The 21,378-nt window shown below is 71.6% G+C and carries 21 protein-coding genes; 1 reads left to right on the top strand and 20 read right to left on the bottom strand.

The genetic code is table 11. From position 1 onward, the window contains the following. Positions 1-207: 207 nt before the first annotated feature. From coaBC to pyrR, 12 genes are all read right to left on the bottom strand, one after another. Positions 208-1,410 carry a bifunctional phosphopantothenoylcysteine decarboxylase/phosphopantothenate--cysteine ligase CoaBC gene (coaBC, locus tag ACSLTV_RS17735; protein ID WP_432137538.1) on the bottom strand — a complete coding sequence of 401 codons (1,203 nt, stop codon included), beginning with the start codon at positions 1,408-1,410 and terminating at the stop codon, positions 208-210. Between the two features lie 101 nt (positions 1,411-1,511). Beyond that, positions 1,512-1,784 (bottom strand): DNA-directed RNA polymerase subunit omega, encoded by a 273-nt coding sequence (rpoZ, locus tag ACSLTV_RS17730; protein ID WP_009187588.1) that lies wholly within the window; start codon positions 1,782-1,784, stop codon positions 1,512-1,514. A 52-nt stretch (positions 1,785-1,836) separates the two neighbouring features. Beyond that, entirely contained in the window at positions 1,837-2,394 is a 558-nt protein-coding gene (gene gmk / locus ACSLTV_RS17725) for a guanylate kinase (RefSeq protein ID WP_432137537.1), read from the bottom strand. 60 nt (positions 2,395-2,454) lie between these two features. After that, positions 2,455-2,778 (bottom strand): integration host factor, encoded by a 324-nt coding sequence (locus tag ACSLTV_RS17720; protein WP_003977346.1) that lies wholly within the window; start codon positions 2,776-2,778, stop codon positions 2,455-2,457. A gap of 288 nt (positions 2,779-3,066) precedes the next feature. Beyond that, positions 3,067-3,930 carry an orotidine-5'-phosphate decarboxylase gene (gene pyrF, locus ACSLTV_RS17715; protein WP_432137536.1) on the bottom strand — a complete coding sequence of 288 codons (864 nt, stop codon included), beginning with the start codon at positions 3,928-3,930 and terminating at the stop codon, positions 3,067-3,069. Beyond that, positions 3,927-5,033, bottom strand: coding sequence for a quinone-dependent dihydroorotate dehydrogenase (locus tag ACSLTV_RS17710; RefSeq protein ID WP_435612454.1), 1,107 nt, complete (start codon positions 5,031-5,033; stop codon positions 3,927-3,929). Before ACSLTV_RS17710 ends, pyrF begins: the two co-directional genes overlap by 4 nt. Before the next feature lie 79 nt (positions 5,034-5,112). After that, on the bottom strand, positions 5,113-8,430 hold the full coding sequence (gene carB / locus ACSLTV_RS17705) for a carbamoyl-phosphate synthase large subunit (RefSeq protein ID WP_432137534.1): 3,318 nt from the start codon (positions 8,428-8,430) through the stop codon (positions 5,113-5,115). Further along, a complete protein-coding gene (gene carA / locus ACSLTV_RS17700; protein WP_432137533.1) occupies positions 8,423-9,580 on the bottom strand; it encodes a glutamine-hydrolyzing carbamoyl-phosphate synthase small subunit in 1,158 nt (385 codons plus the stop codon). Before carA ends, carB begins: the two co-directional genes overlap by 8 nt. Continuing rightward, positions 9,577-10,155 carry a hypothetical protein gene (locus ACSLTV_RS17695; protein WP_435612453.1) on the bottom strand — a complete coding sequence of 193 codons (579 nt, stop codon included), beginning with the start codon at positions 10,153-10,155 and terminating at the stop codon, positions 9,577-9,579. The genes carA and ACSLTV_RS17695 overlap by 4 nt, the downstream gene beginning before the upstream one ends. Further along, positions 10,152-11,438 carry a dihydroorotase gene (locus ACSLTV_RS17690; RefSeq protein ID WP_435612452.1) on the bottom strand — a complete coding sequence of 429 codons (1,287 nt, stop codon included), beginning with the start codon at positions 11,436-11,438 and terminating at the stop codon, positions 10,152-10,154. Before ACSLTV_RS17690 ends, ACSLTV_RS17695 begins: the two co-directional genes overlap by 4 nt. A 4-nt stretch (positions 11,439-11,442) precedes the next feature. Continuing rightward, positions 11,443-12,438, bottom strand: coding sequence for an aspartate carbamoyltransferase catalytic subunit (locus ACSLTV_RS17685; protein WP_432157181.1), 996 nt, complete (start codon positions 12,436-12,438; stop codon positions 11,443-11,445). Positions 12,439-12,531: 93 nt separating this feature from the next. Beyond that, complete coding sequence (gene pyrR, locus ACSLTV_RS17680; RefSeq protein WP_432137529.1) at positions 12,532-13,104, bottom strand: bifunctional pyr operon transcriptional regulator/uracil phosphoribosyltransferase PyrR; 573 nt, start codon at positions 13,102-13,104, stop codon at positions 12,532-12,534. A gap of 311 nt (positions 13,105-13,415) precedes the next feature. Here pyrR and bldD point away from each other — a divergent pair, with 311 nt between their 5' ends. After that, positions 13,416-13,916, top strand: coding sequence for a transcriptional regulator BldD (gene bldD, locus ACSLTV_RS17675; protein WP_432137528.1), 501 nt, complete (start codon positions 13,416-13,418; stop codon positions 13,914-13,916). 42 nt (positions 13,917-13,958) lie between these two features. On the opposite strand, the gene nusB is transcribed toward bldD, so the two are convergent. The 8 genes from nusB to ACSLTV_RS17635 form a co-directional block, all read right to left on the bottom strand. Next, positions 13,959-14,393, bottom strand: a complete 435-nt coding sequence (nusB, locus tag ACSLTV_RS17670) for a transcription antitermination factor NusB (RefSeq protein ID WP_435612451.1) — start codon at positions 14,391-14,393, stop codon at positions 13,959-13,961. A 2-nt stretch (positions 14,394-14,395) separates the two neighbouring features. Beyond that, positions 14,396-14,962: an elongation factor P gene (gene efp, locus ACSLTV_RS17665; RefSeq protein WP_006131211.1), complete on the bottom strand. Its 567-nt coding sequence runs from the start codon at positions 14,960-14,962 to the stop codon at positions 14,396-14,398. A gap of 210 nt (positions 14,963-15,172) precedes the next feature. Then, on the bottom strand, positions 15,173-16,279 hold the full coding sequence (locus tag ACSLTV_RS17660) for an aminopeptidase P family protein (RefSeq protein ID WP_432139825.1): 1,107 nt from the start codon (positions 16,277-16,279) through the stop codon (positions 15,173-15,175). 130 nt (positions 16,280-16,409) lie between these two features. Further along, the gene (locus tag ACSLTV_RS17655) at positions 16,410-17,333 is read right to left on the bottom strand and encodes a Pro-rich N-terminal domain-containing protein (protein ID WP_432139824.1); all 924 of its coding nucleotides are present in this window, start codon (positions 17,331-17,333) and stop codon (positions 16,410-16,412) included. 232 nt (positions 17,334-17,565) lie between these two features. Next, on the bottom strand, positions 17,566-18,657 hold the full coding sequence (gene aroB, locus ACSLTV_RS17650; protein WP_432139823.1) for a 3-dehydroquinate synthase: 1,092 nt from the start codon (positions 18,655-18,657) through the stop codon (positions 17,566-17,568). Then, positions 18,654-19,169, bottom strand: coding sequence for a shikimate kinase (locus ACSLTV_RS17645; RefSeq protein WP_432139822.1), 516 nt, complete (start codon positions 19,167-19,169; stop codon positions 18,654-18,656). The genes aroB and ACSLTV_RS17645 overlap by 4 nt, the downstream gene beginning before the upstream one ends. Beyond that, positions 19,166-20,350, bottom strand: coding sequence for a chorismate synthase (gene aroC / locus ACSLTV_RS17640; protein ID WP_432158836.1), 1,185 nt, complete (start codon positions 20,348-20,350; stop codon positions 19,166-19,168). The genes ACSLTV_RS17645 and aroC overlap by 4 nt, the downstream gene beginning before the upstream one ends. 163 nt (positions 20,351-20,513) lie before the next feature. Then, entirely contained in the window at positions 20,514-21,365 is an 852-nt protein-coding gene (locus ACSLTV_RS17635; RefSeq protein ID WP_432139820.1) for a shikimate dehydrogenase, read from the bottom strand. Between the last annotated feature and the right edge of the window lie 13 nt (positions 21,366-21,378).

The following is a 21,378-nucleotide window of genomic DNA, read 5'->3' as shown; positions in this document are numbered from 1 at the left end:
GATCATTGGCGGACGCGACGGAGGCTGCGCCCGGCGTCGTCCGGGAACAGTTTATCGGTCGTGCCCGACCACGGGTCCCCCTGTCTCGCCTCTCGGGAGCGCTGTGACCTGCGGCACGGGCATTGTGTCAATGCTGTCTGCCGTTGGCCAGGGCCGCCACACCGAAAGCGGTGAGACCGGGGGGATCCTCGGAGCCGCATCAAAAGGTCACCCCAGCCGCCGTGTCACCAGGTCCCACACGATTTCGGCCAGGGCCTCCTTGGGTCCGTGCGGCACGGGGGTCTCGGTGCCGTCGGCGCCCAGGACGACCGCCTCGTTGTCCTCGGCGCCGAAGGTCCTGCGCTCCCCCACCTCGTTCACCACCAGCAGATCGCAGCCCTTGCGCTCCAGCTTGCGCCGCCCGTTGGCGAGCACGTCGTCGGTCTCGGCGGCGAAGCCGACGACGACCTGGCCGGGGCGGGCACGGTCGGCCGAGAGCTCCGCGAGGATGTCCGGATTCCGCACCAGAACGATCGGCTCCGGCTCTTCGCCGTCCCTCTTCTTGATCTTTCCGGTGGCGTAGACGGCGGGGCGGAAGTCGGCGACGGCGGCGGCCATCACCACCGCGTCGGCGTCGGCGGCGGCCTTGAGGACGGACTCGCGCAGTTGCACGGCGGTGCCGACCTGGACCACGTCGACCCCGGCCGGATCGGGCAGGCCGGTGTTGGCCGCGATCAGCGTGACCCGGGCGCCGCGGGCGGCGGCGGTGCGGGCGAGGGCGTAGCCCTGCTTGCCGGAGGAGCGGTTGCCGAGGAAGCGCACGGGATCGAGGGGTTCCCTGGTGCCGCCTGCGCTGACCACGACGTGCCGGCCGGTGAGGTCGGGTCGGCGGACTCCCCGGGCGAGGACCCGGCGGCAGGTGTCGAAGATCTCGGCCGGGTCGGGCAGCCGGCCCTTGCCGGTGTCGACGCCGGTGAGCCGGCCGACCGCCGGCTCGATCACCAGGGCACCGCGGCGGCGCAGCGTCGCCACGTTCTCCTGGGTGGCCGAGTGCTCCCACATCTCGGTGTGCATGGCGGGGGCGAAGACGACCGGGCAGCGGGCCGTGAGCAGGGTGTTGGTCAGCAGGTCGTCGGCGATGCCGTGGGCGGCCCGGGCGAGCGTGTCGGCGGTCGCCGGGGCGACGACGACCAGGTCGGCGTGCTGGCCGATCCGCACGTGCGGCACCTGGTGGACATCGTCCCAGACCTCCGTCGAGACGGGGTTGCCGGACAGGGCCGACCAGGTGGCCGCTCCGACGAAGTGGAGCGCCGAGGCGGTGGGCACGACGCGTACATCATGACCGGACTCGGTGAATCTGCGCAGCAGCTCGCACGCCTTGTAGGCGGCGATTCCGCCGCTGACCCCCAGAACGACCTTCGGCTTGGCCACCGTCTCTCCCCGGCCTCGGAAACATACGACTCCACTACACACCACAGGCCCGGCAGTCGCGCTGCCGGGCCTGTGGAAAAAGCTACTGCGAGCCGATCGTATTACTGCACCGGGCCCTCGATGGCCTCGGACGTCAGCAGACCCGCGTTGATCTCCCGCAGGGCGATCGAGAGCGGCTTCTCGTGGACGTGGGTGTCGACGAGCGGACCGACGTACTCGAGGAGGCCCTCGCCGAGCTGCGAGTAGTACGCGTTGATCTGGCGGGCCCGCTTGGCCGCGTAGATCACGAGGCTGTACTTCGAGTCGGTGGCCTCGAGGAGCTCGTCGATCGGCGGGTTGATGATGCCCTCGGGCGCGGAGATGGAAGAGGACACGCTCTACCTTCCGATGGGTGGGAAAAGATCGATCGTGATCACATGCTCGCGATCACACAACATCCATCAAGGCTAGCAGCTCGCGCGCCACATCCTCGACGGAGGTGTTGACCAGGGTCTCGTCGAACTCCGGCTCGGCCGCCAGCTCGACCTTGGCCGCGTCCAGACGGCGCTCGATGACCTCGGGCGCCTCGGTGCCCCGCCCGGTGAGTCTGCGCACGAGCTCTTCCCAGGAGGGAGGGGCCAGGAACACCAGCTGGGCCTCGGGCATGGACTCGCGGACCTGCCGTGCGCCCTGGAGGTCGATCTCCAGCAGGACCGGCTCACCTGCCTCCAGCCGTTCCAGCACGGCACGGCGGGGCGTGCCGTAGCGGTTGCCGGCGAACTCGGCCCACTCCAGCAGCTCGCCGTTGGCGATCAGCTTGTCCATCTCGTCGTCCGTGACGAAGAAGTAGTGGACTCCGTGCCGCTCGCCGGGGCGGGGCTTGCGGGTCGTCGCCGACACCGAGAGCCAGACCTCGGGGTGTTCCTTGCGCATATGGGCGACGACCGTGCTCTTGCCGACCCCGGAGGGGCCGGAGAGCACGGTCAGCCGCGGACGTTCACTCATGCAGCGATTATTCCAGCAATCCCGGAGTGCCCGGGACTCCCTTCCCGGCAGTGCCCGGGATCAGGAACCGGTGCTGCCGAACTCACGCTCCAGGGAGGCGATCTGGTTGGAGCCGAGGCCGCGCACGCGCCGGCTCTCGGAGATGCCGAGTCGCTCCATGATCTGCTTGGCGCGGACCTTGCCCACGCCCGGCAGGGACTCCAGCAGGGCGGAGACCTTCATCTTGCCGATGACGTCGTTCTCCTGGCCCTGCTTGATGACCTCGTGCAGGGAGGCGCCGGAGTGCTTGAGTCGATTCTTGACCTCGGCCCGCTCCCGGCGAGCCGCGGCGGCCTTTTCGAGCGCGGCTGCGCGCTGTTCGGGGGTAAGGGGCGGAAGAGCCACGCCTACGTCACCTCGGATGTCGAACTGTCGGATACGGACCGGTGAGGAACCTAGTCGCCCCACACCTGGGGAGCCACGAGCAACACGCTTGCCCGCCGACTCACGTCGGAGACTAGCGGTCAAGTCCGCCAGAGTCAGCGAGAACAGAGGAAAAGTCCTGGTCAGCCTCCGTCAGGACGGACATTTAAGACATATTGCCCCGGATTTGAGGGTGTATTCAGACTCGGGTCACCACGAGGCCGCCCGTCCGCCGGCCCGAGCGGCCGGTCGAACGGGCGGTCGAAGGGGTCAGGCGGACGCCACCGCGTCCCGCACCTCGTCGGCGAACCGGTCCGCGGCGTCACGCAGAGCGACCACGTCGGGACCGTGCCGCAGCACACCGCGGCTGACGTTCGGCACCACGTTGCGCACGGCCGCGCCGAAGACCCGGGGCAGATCGGCCGCCGTCGCCCCCTGGGCGCCGATACCGGGCGCCAGCAGAGGTCCGTTGATGTCCAGGTCGTACGACGACAGGTCACCCAGCGTGGCGCCCACCACCGCGCCGAAGGACCCCAGGGGCCGGTCGTCCCCGTTCTCGGCGGCCAGATGACGCAGCACGGTCGCGCCCACGTCCGGGCCGCCGCGGTCGTCCCCGCGCACCGCGTGCTGCACCTCGCCGCCCTCCGGGTTGGAGGTCAGCGCCAGCACGAACAACCCGGCGCCGGTCTCGCGCGCCAGCGACACCGCCGGTGCCAGTGATCCGTAGCCGAGGTACGGGGAGACCGTCAGCGCGTCCGAGAAGAGCGGGGCGTCCTCACGCAGGAAGGCCTCGGCGTACGCGGCCATGGTCGAGCCGATGTCGCCGCGCTTGGCGTCCATCACGACCAGCGCGCCGGCCGAGCGGGCCTGGGCGACCGACTCCTCCAGCACGGCCACGCCCCGGGAGCCGAAGCGCTCGAAGAAGGCGCTCTGCGGCTTGAGCACGGCGACCCGGTCGGCCAGCGCCTCCACGACGGTGCGGCTGAACCGCTCCAGGCCGGCCACGTCGTCGTCCAGGCCCCACTGGGCCAGCAGGGAGGCGTGCGGGTCGATGCCCACGCACAGCGGCCCACGCTCGTCCATGGCACGGCGCAGCCGGGCACCGAAGGGTTCCAGGACCGTCCTGCCGGTCATCGGGGCTTCCTCACGTCGGCGCCGACCGCGTCGGCGAGGGTGGCGTACGGGCTGTTGCGCAGGCGCGCGGCCAGGCCCTTGTGGACGGCGCGGCCCCAGAAGGGACCCTCGTAGACGAACGCGCTGTAGCCCTGGACCAGCGTGGCGCCCGCCAGGATGCGCTGCCAGGCGTCCTCGGCGTTCTCGACGCCGCCGACGCCCACCAGGGTGATGCGGTCGCCCACGCGCGCGTACAGGCGGCGCAGGACCTCCAGGGAGCGCTCCTTGAGCGGGGCGCCGGACAGCCCGCCGGCCTCCTTCACCAGCGCGGGGTCGGAGGACAGTCCGAGCCCCTCGCGCGCGATGGTGGTGTTGGTGGCGATGATGCCGTCCAGCCCGAGTTCGACGGCCAGGTCGGCGACGGCGTCGACGTCCTCGTCGGCCAGGTCGGGAGCGATCTTCACCAGGAGCGGGACGCGGCGGCCGGGGACCGCGCGGTCGGCCGCCTCGCGCACGGCCGTCAGCAGCGGCCGCAGCGCCTCGGTCGCCTGCAGGTCGCGCAGGCCCGGCGTGTTGGGCGAGGACACGTTGACGACCAGGTAGTCGGCGTACGGTGCCAGCCGCTCGGCCGACTTCACGTAGTCCCCGACGGCCTCCGCCTCGGGGACGACCTTGGTCTTGCCGATGTTGACGCCCACGACGGTGCGGAAGACGGGCGTACGGCCGGCCAGACGGGCGGCGACCGCCAGTGAGCCGTCGTTGTTGAAGCCCATGCGGTTGATCAGCGCCCGGTCGGCGACCAGGCGGAACAGCCGCTGCCTGGGGTTGCCGGGCTGCGGCTCGCCGGTGACCGTGCCGATCTCGACGTGGTCGAAGCCCAGCATGGACATGCCGTCGATGGCGACGGCGTTCTTGTCGAAGCCGGCGGCGAGCCCGAAGGGACCGTGCATGCGCAGGCCGAACGCCTCGGTGCGCAGTTCCCGGTAGCGGGGGGCCAGCGCGGCCGCGACGAAGGTGCGCAGCACGGGGACGCGGGCGGCCAGCCGGATCCAGCGGAAGGCGAGGTGGTGGGCCCGCTCCGGGTCCATCCGCCGGAAGACCAGGCGGAAGAAGAGCTTGTACATCAGTATGTCCTCGTCGAAAAGCTGTGGGAGAGCCTCATGAAGAGGGGGACACCGTTTCCGGTGTCCCCCTCTTCGGCTGCTAGTCGCGGGCCGCGGTCAGGTGTTCCGCGTGTTCCTGGAGTGAACGGACGCCCACCTCGCCGCGGTTCAGGGCGTCGATGCCCTGGACGGCGGCGGCGAGCGCCTGGACCGTGGTCAGGCACGGCACCGAGCGGGCGACGGCCGCCGTACGGATCTCGTAGCCGTCGAGGCGGCCTCCGGTGCCGTACGGGGTGTTGACGATGAGGTCGACCTCGCCGTCGTGGATGAGCTGGACGATGGTCCGCTCACCGTTGGGTCCGGTGCCCTCGGACTGCTTGCGCACCACGGTGGCGTTGAGGCCGTTGCGCTTGAGGACCTCGGCGGTGCCCGAGGTGGCGAGCAGTTCGAAGCCGTGGGCGACCAGCTCGCGCGCCGGGAAGATCATCGACCGCTTGTCGCGGTTGGCGACCGAGATGAAGGCCCGGCCCTTGGTCGGCAGCGCGCCGTAGGCGCCGGCCTGCGACTTGGCGTACGCCGTGCCGAAGACCGAGTCGATGCCCATGACCTCGCCGGTGGAGCGCATCTCCGGGCCGAGGACGGTGTCCACGCCGCGGCCGGAGGTGTCCCGGAAGCGGCTCCAGGGCATCACGGCCTCCTTGACGGAGATCGGCGCGTCCAGCGGCAGCTCGCCGCCGTCGCCGCTCTTCGGCAGCAGGCCCTCCTCGCGCAGCTGGGCGATGGTGGCGCCGAGCGAGATCCGGGCGGCGGCCTTGGCCAGCGGCACCGCGGTCGCCTTGGAGGTGAAGGGCACGGTGCGCGAGGCGCGCGGGTTGGCCTCCAGCACGTACAGGATGTCGCCGGCCATCGCGAACTGGATGTTGATCAGGCCGCGCACCCCGACGCCCTTGGCGATCGCCTCGGTGGAGGTGCGCAGGCGCTTGATGTCGAAGCCGCCCAGGGTGATCGGGGGCAGCGCGCACGCCGAGTCGCCGGAGTGGATGCCGGCCTCCTCGATGTGCTCCATGACGCCGCCGAGGTACAGCTCCTCGCCGTCGTACAGGGCGTCGACGTCGATCTCGATGGCGTCGTCCAGGAAGCGGTCGACGAGCACCGGACGGGTGGGGCTGATCTCGGTCGACTCGGCGATGTAGGCGGCCAGGCGGGTCTCGTCGTAGACGATCTCCATGCCGCGCCCGCCGAGGACGTACGACGGGCGGACCAGCACCGGGTAGCCGATCTCGTCGGCGATCGCCTTGGCCTCGGCGAAGGTGGTGGCGGTGCCGTGCTTGGGCGCCGGCAGACCGGCCTCCTTCAGCACCCGGCCGAAGGCACCCCGGTCCTCGGCCGCGTGGATGGCCTCGGGCGAGGTGCCGACGATCGGCACGCCGTTGTCCTTCAGCGCCTGGGCGAGACCCAGCGGGGTCTGGCCGCCCAGCTGCACGATCACGCCCGCGATCGGGCCGGCCTTGGCCTCCGCGTGGACGATCTCCAGCACGTCCTCCAGCGTCAGCGGCTCGAAGTAGAGCCGGTCGGAGGTGTCGTAGTCGGTGGAGACGGTCTCCGGGTTGCAGTTGACCATCACCGTCTCGTACCCGGCGTCGGACAGCGCGAAGGAGGCGTGCACGCAGGAGTAGTCGAACTCGATGCCCTGGCCGATGCGGTTCGGGCCGGAGCCGAGGATGATGACGGCCGGCTTCTCGCGCGGCTCGACCTCGCTCTCCTCGTCGTAGGAGGAGTAGAAGTACGGCGTCTGCGCGGCGAACTCGGCGGCGCAGGTGTCGACCGTCTTGTAGACCGGCCGGATGCCGAGGGCGTGCCGCACCTCGCGCACCACGTCCTCGCGCAGGCCGCGGATCTCGGCGATCTGCTGGTCGGAGAAGCCGTGCCGCTTGGCCTCGGCGAGCAGCTCGGGGGTCAGCTCGGCGGCCGCCGCGAGGTCGTCGGCGAGCTCCTTGATGAGGAACAGCTGGTCGACGAACCACGGGTCGATCTTGGTGGCCTCGAAGACCTCCTCGGGGGTGGCGCCCGCGCGGATGGCCTGCATGACGGCGTTGATGCGCCCGTCGGTGGGCCGGACGGCCTCGCGCAGCAGCTCTTCCTTGTCCCCGCCGGAGCCGGGCTCGCCGACGAAGGTGAACTGGCTGCCCTTCTTCTCCAGGGAGCGCAGCGCCTTCTGGAAGGCCTCGGTGAAGTTGCGGCCGATGGCCATGGCCTCGCCGACCGACTTCATGGTGGTGGTCAGGGTGGAGTCGGCCTGCGGGAACTTCTCGAAGGCGAACCGGGGCGCCTTGACGACCACGTAGTCGAGCGTGGGCTCGAAGGAGGCCGGGGTCTCGCGGGTGATGTCGTTGGGGATCTCGTCGAGGGTGTAGCCCACGGCGAGCTTGGCGGCGATCTTGGCGATCGGGAAGCCGGTCGCCTTGGAGGCCAGCGCCGAGGAACGCGACACGCGCGGGTTCATCTCGATGACGATCACGCGGCCGTCCTCGGGGTCGACCGCGAACTGGATGTTGCAGCCGCCCGTGTCGACGCCGACCTCGCGGATGATCGCGATGCCGACGTCGCGCAGTACCTGGTACTCGCGGTCGGTCAGCGTCATCGCGGGCGCGACGGTGATCGAGTCGCCGGTGTGCACGCCCATGGGGTCGAAGTTCTCGATGGAGCAGACGACCACGACGTTGTCGTGCTTGTCGCGCATGAGCTCCAGCTCGTACTCCTTCCAGCCGAGGATGGACTCCTCCAGGAGGACCTCGGTGGTCGGGGAGAGCGTGAGGCCCTGGCCGGCGATGCGGCGCAGCTCGTCCTCGTCGTGGGCGAAGCCGGAGCCGGCGCCGCCCATGGTGAAGGAGGGCCGCACGACGACCGGGTAGCCGCCGAGCTGCTCGACACCGGCGAGCACCTCGTCCATGGAGTGGCAGATGACGGAGCGGGCGGACTCGCCGTGCCCGGTCTTCTTGCGGACCTCCTCCACGACCTCCTTGAACCGGTCGCGGTCCTCGCCCTTGTGGATCGCCTCGACGTTGGCGCCGATCAGCTCGACGCCGTACTTGGCCAGGACACCGTTCTCGTGCAGCGAGATGGCGGTGTTCAGGGCGGTCTGGCCGCCCAGGGTGGGCAGCAGGGCGTCGGGGCGCTCCTTGGCGATGATCTTCTCGACGAATTCCGGGGTGATCGGCTCGACGTAGGTCGCGTCGGCGATCTCCGGGTCGGTCATGATCGTCGCCGGGTTGGAGTTGACCAGGATGACGCGCAGGCCCTCGGCCTTGAGCACGCGGCACGCCTGGGTGCCGGAGTAGTCGAACTCGGCGGCCTGGCCGATGACGATCGGGCCGGAGCCGATGACCAGGACGGACTGGATATCGGTGCGCTTAGGCACGCTGGCCCTCCATCAGGGATACGAAGCGGTCGAACAGGTAGGCGGCGTCGTGCGGGCCGGCTGCCGCTTCGGGGTGGTACTGGACGGAGAAGGCCGGCTGGTCGAGCAGCCGCAGCCCCTCCACGACGTCGTCGTTGAGGCAGACGTGGGACACCTCGGCGCGGCCGAAGGGCGTCTCGCTGACCTGGTCGAGCGGCGCGTCCACGGCGAAGCCGTGGTTGTGGGCGGTGACCTCGACCTTGCCGGTGGTGCGGTCCTGGACCGGCTGGTTGATGCCGCGGTGGCCGTACTTCAGCTTGTAGGTGCCGAAGCCGAGGGCGCGGCCGAGGATCTGGTTGCCGAAGCAGATGCCGAACAGGGGCGTCCCGCGCTCCAGGACGGCCCGCATCAGCGCGACGGGGCCGTCGGCGGTGGCGGGGTCGCCGGGTCCGTTGGAGAAGAACACTCCGTCCGGGTTCACGGCGTACACGTCGTCCGCGGTGGCGGTCGCGGGGAGCACGTGGACCTCGATGCCGCGCTCGGCCATGCGGTGCGGGGTCATGCCCTTGATGCCGAGGTCGACGGCGGCGACCGTGAACCTCTTCTCGCCGACCGCGGGGACGACGTAGGCCTCCCGGGTGGCGACCTCCTCGTAGAGGCTCGCGCCCTTCATGTGGGGCTGGGCCTGCACGCGCGCGAGGAGCTCGCTCTCGGCGGCGACGGCCTCGCCGGAGAAGATCCCGGCGCGCATCGATCCGCGCTCGCGCAGGTGGCGGGTCAGGGCGCGGGTGTCGATGCCGCTGATGCCGACGACGTCCTGGCGGACCAGTTCGTCGTCCAGGGAGCGCTCGGCGCGCCAGTTGGACGGCACGCGCGCGGGATCGCGCACCACGTAGCCGGAGACCCAGATGCGGCGCGACTCGTCGTCCTCGTCGTTCCAGCCGGTGTTGCCGATCTGCGGAGCGGTCGCGACGACGATCTGGCGGGCGTAGGACGGGTCGGTGAGGGTCTCCTGGTAGCCGGTCATGCCGGTGGAGAACACCGCTTCGCCGAAGGTCTCCCCCACGGCCCCGTAGGAACGGCCGCGGAAGACCCGGCCGTCCTCCAGGACGAGTACGGCGGGAGCCACCTTCTGCCTCTGCGAGGCGGATCCCCTGGTGGAGGTCGTCATCGTTCGGCGCCTTCCGTAGATTCCGTCTTGTTGTCGATCATGGAGTTGATGGCGTCGACCCACTCGGTGTGCTCGGCCGCGTGGTCCGAGCGGAAACCGGAGTCGATCAGCTTGCCGCCGTGGGCCCAGGTGACCACGAGCAGTCCGCCCTCGGTCAGGACCTTGCCGGCGATGCCCTTGTCGAGCCGGGCCTCGCGCAGCGCGGCCGCGGGGACGAAGAAGTCGCGTGCTCCGGGGCGTACGACGTCCAGTCCCGCGTCCGTCAGGGTGAGCTCGGCCCGGCTGCGGGTGCCCAGGCCGTGCGCCACGATGCGGTCGAGCCACTGCCCTGCGGTGGTGGAGCCGTGGTAGCGGCCGGTCGTGCTCAGTCTCGCCTCGCCGGGCTCGGCGGGCGCGGCGGGCAGGTCCGGAAGGTCGCCCTGGAGCGTTCCCCGCCATTTCCAGCCCTCGCGCATCAGCCAGTACACGAGCGCGACGAACAGGGCGAGTCCGACGACCCAGCCCAGGCGGGCGGCCCAGTCGGTCACTTCGGCCGATTCCTTCTCGGCCGCCAGCAGGAGTGCAGCAGATGTCACGTGAGCTTCCCGTCGACGAGCGTGGCCTTGCCCCGGAGCCACGTGTGCGTCACACGGCCCGGCAGCTCACGCCCCTCGTACGGGGTGTTGCGGCTGCGCGAGGCGAAGCCCGCGGGGTCCACCTGGCCACGGTATGCCGTGTCGACGAGCGTGAGGTTGGCGGGCTCACCAGCCGAGACGGGACGGCCGTGGCCCCGGGCCCGGCCGATCTCGGCGGGCTTGAAGGACATGCGGTCGGCGACCTGGGCCCAGTCCAGCAGGCCCGTCTCGACCATGGTCGCCTGGACCACTGACAGCGCCGTCTCCAGGCCGACCATGCCCATGGCGGCGGCGGCCCACTCGCAGTCCTTGTCCTCGTGCGGGTGCGGGGCGTGGTCGGTGGCGACGATGTCGATCGTGCCGTCGGCGAGGGCCTCGCGCAGCGCGAGCACGTCGCGTTCGGTGCGCAGCGGCGGGTTGACCTTGTAGACCGGGTTGTAGGTGCGCACCAGCTCGTCGGTGAGGAGGAGGTGGTGCGGGGTGACCTCGGCGGTGACGTCGATGCCGCGGGACTTCGCCCAGCGCACGATCTCGACCGACCCCGCGGTCGACAGGTGGCAGATGTGGACGCGGGAGCCGACGTGCTCGGCGAGCAGGACGTCCCGGGCGATGATCGACTCCTCGGCCACCGCGGGCCAGCCGCCGAGACCCAGCTCGGCGGAGACGACGCCCTCGTTCATCTGGGCGCCCTCGGTCAGCCGCGGCTCCTGCGCGTGCTGGGCGACGACCCCGCCGAAGGCCTTCACGTACTCCAGCGCCCGGCGCATGATCACCGCGTCGTCGACGCACTTGCCGTCGTCGGAGAAGACGGTCACGCCGGCCGCCGACTCGTGCATGGCACCCAGCTCGGCGAGCTTGCGCCCCTCCAGGCCGACGGTGACGGCGCCGATGGGCTGCACGTCGCAGTAGCCGTGCTGCTGGCCGAGCCGGTAGACCTGCTCGACGACGCCGGCGGTGTCGGCTACGGGGAAGGTGTTGGCCATGGCGAAGACGGCGGTGTAGCCGCCGGAGGCGGCGGCGCGGGTGCCGGTGAGGACGGTCTCGGAGTCCTCGCGGCCCGGTTCGCGCAGATGGGTGTGCAGGTCGACCAGGCCGGGCAGCAGCACCTTGCCGTCGGCCTCGACGACCTCGGCGCCGTCCCCGCTCAGCCCGGTGCCCACCTCGGCGATGGTGTCCCCGTCGATGAGCACGTCCTGCGGCGCGCCCCCGAGCACCTTGGCACCACGGATCAGGGTCTTGCTCATGGGGTCACTTCTCCTCGGGACGGTTCGGGGTCACGGCGGGGACGTTCTTCGAGTCGATCACGGCGCCGCCGAGCAGCAGGTACAGGACCGCCATCCGGATGGACACGCCGTTGGCGACCTGCTCGACGACGGTGCAGCGGTCGGAGTCGGCGACCTCGGCGGTGATCTCCATGCCGCGCACCATCGGGCCGGGGTGCATCACGATGGCGTGCTCGGGCAGCCGGGCCATGCGGTCGCCGTCCAGGCCGTAGCGGCGGGAGTACTCGCGCTCGGTGGGGAAGAAGGCGGCGTTCATGCGCTCGCGCTGGACCCGCAGCATCATCACCGCGTCGCACTTGGGCAGCGTGGAGTCGAGGTCGTAGGAGACCTCGCACGGCCAGGTCTCGACGCCGACCGGTACCAGGGTGGGCGGGGCGACGAGGGTGACCTCGGCGCCGAGGGTGTGCAGCAGGTCGACGTTGGAGCGGGCGACCCGGCTGTGCAGGATGTCGCCGACGACGGTGACGCGCCGGCCGGCCAGGTCCTGGCCGAGGCCGGCGTCCCGTCCGACCAGCCGGCGCCGCATGGTGAAGGCGTCCAGCAGGGCCTGGGTGGGGTGCTGGTGGGTGCCGTCGCCCGCGTTGACGACGGCGGCGTCGATCCAGCCGGAGTTGGCGAGGCGGTAGGGGGCTCCGGAGGCGCCGTGCCGGATGACGACGGCGTCGACGCCCATGGCCTCCAGCGTCTGCGCGGTGTCCTTCAGGGACTCGCCCTTGGAGACGCTGGACCCCTTGGCGGAGAAGTTGATGACGTCCGCGGACAGGCGCTTCTCGGCGGCCTCGAAGGAGATGCGCGTGCGGGTGGAGTCCTCGAAGAAGAGGTTGACGATCGTGCGGCCGCGCAGGGTCGGCAGTTTCTTGATGGGCCGGTCGGCCACCCGGGCCATCTCCTCGGCGGTGTCGAGGATCAGGACGGCGTCGTCGCGGGTGAGGTCGGCGGCCGAGATGAGATGACGCTGCATCTGTCAGGCTCCGTAAGGCAGTTCATTCGGGAGATTCGGGGCATGCCGGGGCGCGTGACGGCATGCGGCGGCGGCCGCACGCGCGGGAGGCTGCTACTGGGCGGCCGGCTTCACACCGAGCAGCACGGTGTCACGACCGTCCTCCTCGGCGAGCTGGACCTTGACCGTCTCCCGCAGCGACGTGGGGAGGTTCTTGCCGACGTAGTCGGCGCGGATGGGCAGTTCGCGGTGGCCGCGGTCGACCAGGACGGCGAGCTGCACGGCACGCGGGCGCCCGATGTCGTTCAGCGCGTCGAGGGCGGCGCGGATGGTGCGGCCGGAGAACAGCACGTCGTCGACGAGGACGACCAGCTTGCCGTCGATGCCGTCACCGGGGATCTCGGTGCGGGCCAGCGCGCGCGGCGGCTGCAGACGCAGGTCGTCGCGGTACATCGTGATGTCGAGAGACCCGACGGGCACCTTGCGGTCGGTGACCTGTTCGAGCTTGGCGGCGAGCCGCTGGGCGAGGAACACGCCCCGGGTCGGAATGCCGAGGAGTACCACGTCGTCGGCGCCCTTGGCGCGCTCGACGATCTCGTGGGCGATGCGGGTCAGTACCCGCGCGATGTCGGGGCCTTCGAGAACGGGCCTCGCGTCGGACGCTTGCGGATCAGCGTGCTTGTCCATACGAAACGGACCTCCTTCTCCGCCTCACGGGACGGACCTTAAAGGACGTCGGGATTGCGCCACCCACGGTATCAGGCGCACGGCACCCGCCGGATCCAGCCCCCGACACTCGCACGGTCACCCGTTCGGGCCCGCACGATCACACCCCTGGCGTAACCGGCCACCGCCGGCACGGAAGAGTCGGTGTGGACCATTCGGCTTGACGCAGAAGAATCACGCTGCGTAACCTCACAATGAGTTACCAGCCGCGCGGCGTGGATCGACAAGCATGGATCGACACCAGCCGCGTCGACACAGTGCCGGGGAGCTATATGTCCAGCGAATACGCCAAACAGCTCGGGGCCAAGCTCCGGGCGATCCGCACCCAGCAGGGCCTTTCCCTCCACGGTGTCGAGGAGAAGTCCCAGGGACGCTGGAAGGCGGTCGTGGTCGGTTCGTACGAGCGCGGCGACCGCGCCGTGACCGTGCAGCGCCTCGCCGAGCTGGCGGACTTCTACGGCGTTCCGGTGCAGGAGCTGCTGCCGGGCACCACCCCGGGCGGCGCCGCCGAGCCTCCGCCGAAGCTGGTGCTGGACCTGGAGCGGCTGGCCCACGTGCCGGTCGAGAAGGCGGGTCCCCTGCAGCGCTACGCGGCGACGATCCAGTCCCAGCGCGGCGACTACAACGGCAAGGTGCTCTCGATCCGCCAGGACGACCTGCGCACCCTCGCCGTGATCTACGACCAGTCGCCGTCGGTCCTCACCGAGCAGCTGATCAGCTGGGGCGTACTGGACGCGGACGCGCGCCGGGCCGTCTCCCACGAGGAGGTCTGACCGCCGAGCGGTTGAGCAGAAACGTACCGTCGGGGTGGTCACTCAGGCCTCTTCGCGGCGAAGCGTCGGCTTGAGTTCCTTCAGCCGGCCCAGCAGGCCGTTGACGAACGAGGGCGACTCGTCCGTGGAGAACTCCTTCGCCAGCTGCACCGTCTCGTCGAGGACGACGGCGTCCGGGGTCTCGTCGACCCAGATCAGCTCGTAGGCCCCGAGGCGCAGCAGGTTGCGGTCGACGACCGGCATGCGGTCCAGCGTCCATCCCACCGAGTACTGGGCGATCAGCTCGTCGATGCGCCGCGCGTGCTCGGCGTAGCCCTCGACCAGCTGCATCGTGAACTCGCTCACCGGCGGCTGCCGGGTGTCGTTCCTCGACAGCCGGACCCAGTCCGCGAGGACGGTCAGGACGTCGGCGCCGCGCTGGTCGCCCTCGAAGAGGATCTGGAAGGCGCGCTTGCGGGCCGTGTTCCGGGCAGCCACGGTTAGCTGTTCACCCGGCCGAGGTAGTCGCTGGTACGGGTGTCGACCTTGATCTTCTCACCGGTGGTGATGAAGAGCGGAACCTGGATCTGGTGGCCGGTCTCCAGGGTGGCGGGCTTGGTGCCACCGGTGGAGCGGTCGCCCTGGACGCCGGGCTCGGTCTCCTGGATGGTCAGCTCGACGGCGGCCGGCAGCTCGACGAAGAGCACCTCGCCCTCGTGCTGCGCGACGGTGGCGGTGAAGCCCTCGACGAGGAAGTTGGCGGCGTCGCCGACGGCCTTGCGGTCGACCATCAGCTGGTCGTAGGTCTCCATGTCCATGAAGACGAAGTAGTCGCCGTCCATGTACGAGAACTGCATGTCGCGCTTGTCGACAGTGGCCGTCTCGACCTTGACACCGGCGTTGAAGGTCTTGTCGACGACCTTGCCGGAGAGCACGTTCTTGAGCTTGGTGCGCACGAAGGCCGGGCCCTTGCCGGGCTTGACGTGCTGGAACTCGACGACGGACCAGAGCTGGCCGCCTTCGAGCTTGAGCACCATGCCGTTCTTGAGGTCGTTCGTGGAAGCCACGGTTGCGGAATCTCCTGGACTGACGTGGACGACCCCGGGGCCCGCACTGCCGACGGCGCCGGGGGTGTACGGGTGCGTTCCCGCGTCGTTCGGTGCGTGCTCTCGGTCGGCCGGGGGTAGGTCCTCGTAGCGGAGCTACCAGGGCCTTCGGCCGGTGCGGCGAGAGTGCGTGCCGGGCGGCGCGGGGATGTGCCTGTACTTCCCCGGATCCTAGAGCGCGAGCAGCTCCTTGGTCGTGATGGTGAGTAGCTCGGGTCCGCCGTCCGCCTCGGGGCGGACGACGAGCGTGTCATCGATCCGGACACCGCCCCGTCCCGGGAGGTGGACCCCCGGTTCGACGGTGACCGGCACGCAAGCGTCCAGTTTACCCATGGCCGCGGGGGCCAACTGCGGGTCCTCGTCGATTTCGAGTCCCACCCCGTGCCCGGTCAGTACCGGCAGGGCCGCCCCGTACCCCGCGGAGTCCAGCACATGCCGGGCGGCGCGGTCCACGTCACGGCAGGCCGCGCCGGGCGCCAGCGCCTCGCGGCCGGCCCGCTGAGCGGCGAAGACCAGGTCGTAGAGCTCGATCTGCCAGTCGGCGGGGGCCGTTCCGATGACGAACGTACGGCCGATCTCGCAGCGGTAGCCGCGGTACGTCGCACCCAGGCAGACGGAGAGGAAATCCCCCTCCTCCACCCGGCGGTCGGTGGGCCGGTGGCCGCGGCGGCCGGAGTTCGGGCCGGTGCCGACGGAGGTCGCGAAGGCCGGGCCGTCCGCGCCGTGGTCGACCAGGCGGCGCTCCAGCTCCAGCGCGAGATGGCGTTCGGTGCGGCCGACGAGGATCGACTCCAGCAGTTCCCCGAGCGCCTGGTCGGCGATCTCGGCGCCGATGCGCAGGCAGGAGATCTCCTCCTCGTCCTTGACCACCCGCAGCTGCTCCACCGCCTGGCCCAGGTCGGCCAGGCGCAGCCGTGGGGCGACCGAGCGCAGGGCGCGGTGGCGGGCGACCGTGAGGTGGTGCTCCTCGACCGCCAGGGAGTCGAGGTCCCGCCCGGCGAGCAGGCCGGCCGCGGCGACCGCCGGGTCGCCGCCGGCACCGGGCAGGGTGTGCACGGGGAGGTTGTCGTCGGGGCGGCCGTCGAGGCCGCGGGCGTCCGGGGGTCCGGTGCAGACCAGGACGTCCTCGTCGGCGGTGAGCAGCAGGGCGGCGCCCTCGGGGGCCGCGCCGGCCAGGTATCTGACGTTGGCGGGGCGCGAGACGAGCGCTGCCGCGCTGCCGGCCGCGGTGCAGCGTTCTTTCAGCCGGGCTCGGCGGGATGCGTACATCTCTGACATGTGTCGAGCGTAGGAGCCGTGGGCGATTTGTGCCGGTTGGGAAGGGCCGGTGGTGTTCCGGCACTCCGTCGGTCGGGGTGTGGGGGCGACCGGTGGCACCGAGCCTCGCAGGTGGGACCGTTTCTGCTCGTCACCACTTCGGGGGGCTGGCGATGGCCCTCGCCAATACCTCGTCCAGCACCCGGGCCGTCGCGGGCACGTCCATCTGGGAGTTGTCGATGATGGGGAGGCCCGAGCCGTACCAGCCGGCCATGCGGCCGTGGATGCGGGCGACCTCCTCGTCGGTGAGGCGGCGGTTGCCGGAGCGTTCCGCGTTGCGCTCCAGGACGACTTCCAGCCCGGGGAGCAGGACCACGGGGAGCAGACCGGGACCCACATGGCGTTTCCAGCCGCCGAGGCCGACGGCGGGCCGGTCGGGGAAGATCGCGTCGTCGAGAATGCAGGAGATGCCGTTGGCGAGGAAGTTGCGCGCTGCGAAGCCGCAGGTGCGTCGGGCCAGGCGGTACTGCGCCTCGGAGTGGTCGTTCCAGCCGCGCTGGGGGTCGGCGAAGCCGGAGCGGACCCACTCGCGGACGTCGTCGAGGCTGACGTGTGCGGTGGGCACCCGGCGGTGGTCGGCCCAGTACTTGGCGACGCTGGTCTTGCCGGCCCCCGCGGGGCCGATGAGCAGGACCGCCAGCGTGGTGGTCGCCGGGTCGGGGGCGGCCGGGGCGGGGGGTGCGCTGGGCATGCCGACCGGGCCGCCGGGCGGCAGCGGGAGGTGACCGGTGGTCTCGGGCGGCGGGGGTCCCTGCGCGGCCGGGTGGTGGACGACGGGCGGCACCGGGGGGTGCGGGCCGGGCTGGTGCGGGGCCGGGGGCGGCGGGGGCTGCGGCGCGGGCGGAACGGGGCCGCGCGGGGCGCCCGCGAACCCCGGCGGCGGGGCGTGGGCGGGCCGGGGCTGGATGCCCGGCTGGTGCGGACCCGGGTGGTGTGCGGCCGAGGACCAGTCGGCGGCCGGCCCGCGCCCCGGCTGATGGGGCGGCGGCAGCGGAGAACCCACTGCGTGCTGCATCCGGTGCCACTCCGTCTCGTCGTACTCGGCTCGCCGCAGGCGTCGGCAGTGCGGGACTCTCCCGCCTCCCACAGCGTAAAGGGCGCCGGAGACGCCCCTGTCGGAACCGTACCTTCCCAGGCCGTCGAATGATGAACGGCCAAAGGAGGCCGGAAGTGCCCCCGGTGAGGGGTGAGTTCGGGCGGCCGGGCCGCGCGGGCCCGGCCGCCCGGTGGCTGTGCGGTCCGCCGTCCTACTGGCCGACCTCGCCGTACGCGGCGAGGAGGACGGCCGGGTCGGGACCCTCCAGCACGGTCGGCTTGGCCAGGCCGTCCAGCACGATGAAGCGCAGCAGGTCGCCGCGCGACTTCTTGTCGACCTTCATCGTCTCCACCAGCTTGGGCCACTGGTCGTAGCGGTAGTGCAGGGGCAGCCCGACCGCTTCGAGGATCGTGCGGTGGCGGTCGGCGGTGGCGTCGTCCAGCCGGCCCGCGAGCCGGCCGAGTTCGGCGGCGAAGTGCATGCCGACGGCGACCGCGGCGCCGTGCCGCCAGCTGTAGCGCTCGTTCTTCTCGATGGCGTGGGCCAGGGTGTGCCCGTAGTTGAGGATCTCCCGCAGCCCGGATTCCTTCAGGTCCGAGGAGACGACGTCCGCCTTGACCCGGATGGAGCGTTCGATCAGCTCGGCCGTGTGCGGGCCGGCGGGGGTCCGGGCGGCCTCGGGGTCGGCCTCGATGAGGTCAAGGATCACCGGGTCGGCGATGAAACCGGCCTTGATGATCTCGGCGAGCCCGGAGACGTAGTCGTGGACCGGGAGGGAGTCCAGCGCGGCCAGGTCGCACAGCACCCCGGCCGGCGGGTGGAAGGCGCCGACGAGATTCTTGCCCTCGGCGGTGTTGATGCCGGTCTTGCCGCCGACGGCCGCGTCCACCATCGCCAGCACGGTGGTGGGGACGGCGATCCAGCGGACCCCGCGCAGCCAGGTGGCGGCGACGAAGCCCGCCAGGTCGGTGGTGGCGCCGCCGCCGACGCCCACGACGACGTCGGTGCGGGTGAACCCGGACTGGCCGAGCGCCTTCCAGCAGTAGGCGGCGACCTCGGCGGTCTTGGCCTCCTCCGCGTTGGGCACCTGGATGGCGACGGCCTCGTAGCCCTGCTCGGCGAGGTCGGCGCGCAGCGCCTCGCCGGTCTCCGCGAGCGCCTCGGGGTGGATGACCGCGACCCGCTTGGCCCGGTCGCCGATCAGTCCGGCCAGCTCACCCAGCAGCTGACGCCCCACCAGTACGTCGTAGGGGTCGCTGCCCGCGCTGCCGCCGACGTGGATCCGCGTCACCGACTCGCTCATGCTTCCTTCAACTCCAGTGCGTCCAGGACGGCCCGGGTGACATCCTCGGGGGTGCGGCCGTCCGTGGCCACCACGGCCGTGGCGACCTGCTCGTACAGATGGCGGCGGGCCTCCATGAGTTCCCGCCACTGCTTGCGCGGGTTGACCGCGAGGAGCGGGCGGGCCACGCCCAGGCCGGTGCGCCGGACGGCCTCCTCGACGTCCATCGAGAGGTAGACGACCCGGCGGCCGGCGAGCAGCGCGCGGGTGTCGGCGTCCAGGACGGCTCCGCCGCCGAGCGCCAGCACCCCGTCGTGCCCGGCGAGGGCCTCCCGCACGGCTTCCTTCTCCAGGGCCCGGAAGGCGGGCTCGCCCTCCTCCACGAAGATGTCGGACACGGGCCGCCCCTGCGCGACGACGATGTCGTCGTCGGTGTCGCGGTAGCCCACGCCCAGACGCTCGGCGAGGAGCCGGCCCACGGTGGACTTGCCCACGCCCATCGGGCCGACGAGGACGATCAGCGGACCGCTCACCGGATGTGCAGGTGGTCGAGGTAGGAGGTGACGTTGCGGCGGGTCTCGGCCACGCTGTCGCCGCCGAACTTCTCCGCCACCGCGTCGGCCAGCACGAGCGCGACCATGGCCTCGGCGACGATGCCGGCGGCCGGCACGGCGGAGACGTCGGAGCGCTGGTGGTGGGCCTGGGCCTCTTCCCCGGTGGTGACGTCCACGGTCCTCAGCGCGCGCGGGACGGTCGCGATCGGCTTCATCGCGGCGCGCACGCGCAGCAGTTCGCCGGTGCTGAGGCCGCCCTCGGTACCGCCCGCGCGGCCGGAGACGCGCCGGATGCCCTCGGGGGTGCCCACGATCTCGTCGTGCGCCTTGGAACCGGGCACCCGCGCCAGCTCGAAGCCGTCGCCGACCTCGACGCCCTTGATCGCCTGGATGCCCATGAGGGCGCCGGCGAGACGGGCGTCCAGCTTGCGGTCCCAGTGCACGTGCGACCCCAGGCCGACCGGGACGCCGTACGCCAGGACCTCGACCACGCCACCGAGGGTGTCGCCGTCCTTGTGGGCCTGGTCGACCTCGGCGACCATCGCCTTGGACGTGTCGGCGTCCAGGCAGCGCAGCGGGTCGGCGTCCAGCTTCTCGACGTCGGCCGGCGTCGGGTACACCCCCTGCGGGGCCTTCACCGAGCACAGCTCGACGACGTGGCTGACGATCTCGATGCCGGCCGTCTCCTTCAGGTACGACCGGGCGACGGCGCCGAGCGCCACGCGGGCCGCGGTCTCCCGGGCGGAGGCGCGTTCCAGGATCGGGCGGGCCTCGTCGAAGCCGTACTTCTGCATGCCGGCGAGGTCGGCGTGACCGGGCCGGGGGCGGGTCAGCGGGGCGTTGCGGGCCAGGTTCTCCAGCACGTCGGGGTCGACCGGGTCGGCCGCCATGACCTGCTCCCACTTCGGCCACTCGGTGTTGCCCACCATGATCGCGACCGGGGAGCCCAGGGTGCGTCCGTGCCGGACGCCGCCGAGGAAGGTCACCTCGTCCCGCTCGAACTTCATCCGCGCACCGCGTCCGTAGCCGAGCCGGCGCCTCGCGAGATGGTCCGCCACCATGTCGGTGGTGATCGGCACGCCGGCGGGAAGGCCCTCCAGCGTCGCGACGAGTGCGGGCCCGTGGGACTCCCCCGCGGTCAGCCAACGCAACCTGCTCAACGGTGCTCCTCCGTGTCCTCGCGTACGGCAACGGCTCGACCGGGCGTCGGCCCGGGTCCGTCTCCTACGATCCTCCCATGTCCGGCACGCCCTCCGGCCTCCGGTCCACAAAGCGGACGGCGGTCCGGCCGGCGCCCCGCGTTGCGGCAGCCGTGAGCGGTCCTCAGCGGGCGGCGAGCGCCTGCTCGCCCGCCTTGCGCATGACCTCGACCGGTGCGGGGGCGCGGCCGGTCATCTGCTCGACCTGGAGCACCGCCTGGTGCACCAGGAGATCGAGGCCGCTGACGACCGCGCCGCCGTACATGGACCAGCGGGCGGCGAGTGCGGTGGGCCACGGGTCGTACAGCACGTCGAAGAGGGTGGCGGGGCGTTCCGGCACGGCGTGGGCGAGGGCGTCGGTGGTGCCGGCCGGGGTGGTGGCGATCACCAGCGGCGCGCGCAGCGCCTCGGCGGCGTCGGACCAGTCCGCCGTGCGCACCTCGACGTCGAGCCGCTCCCCCCACTGCCGCATCTCGGCGGCCCGGGCCGCGCTGCGGACGTAGGCGACGACCTCGCCGGTGCAGACGCGGGCGAGTGCGGCGAGCGCGGAGGAGGCGGTGGCTCCGGCGCCGAGCACGGCCGCCGACTCGACCTGTTCGACGCCGCGTTCGCGCAGCGCGGCGATCATGCCGGGGATGTCGGTGTTGTCGCCGACGCGGCGGCCGTCCCCGGTGAACACCAGGGTGTTGACCGCCTCGACGGAGGCCGCGGTCTCGCTGATCTCGTCGAGCAGCGGGATGACCGCCCGCTTCAGCGGCATGGTCAGCGACAGGCCGGCCCACTCGGGGCCGAGCCCGTCGACGAAGCCGGGAAGTGCCGCCTCGTCGGTCTCGAAGCGGTCGTATGTCCAGTCGGTGAGTCCCAGCGCCTGGTACGCGGCACGGTGCAGCACCGGGGAGAGGGAGTGGGCGATGGGGCTGCCGAGCACGGCGGCGCGGCGGCGCCGGGCGGGGTGGTTCCCGGGTGTGTCGCTCATCAGTGGTCTTCCG

It is taken from the genome of Streptomyces sp. bgisy159 (genome assembly GCF_965341775.1).
Classification (GTDB): Bacteria; Actinomycetota; Actinomycetes; order Streptomycetales; family Streptomycetaceae; genus Streptomyces.
Note: the sequence above shows the minus strand (reverse complement) of the source record. Positions and strands in the feature narration are given on the sequence as shown.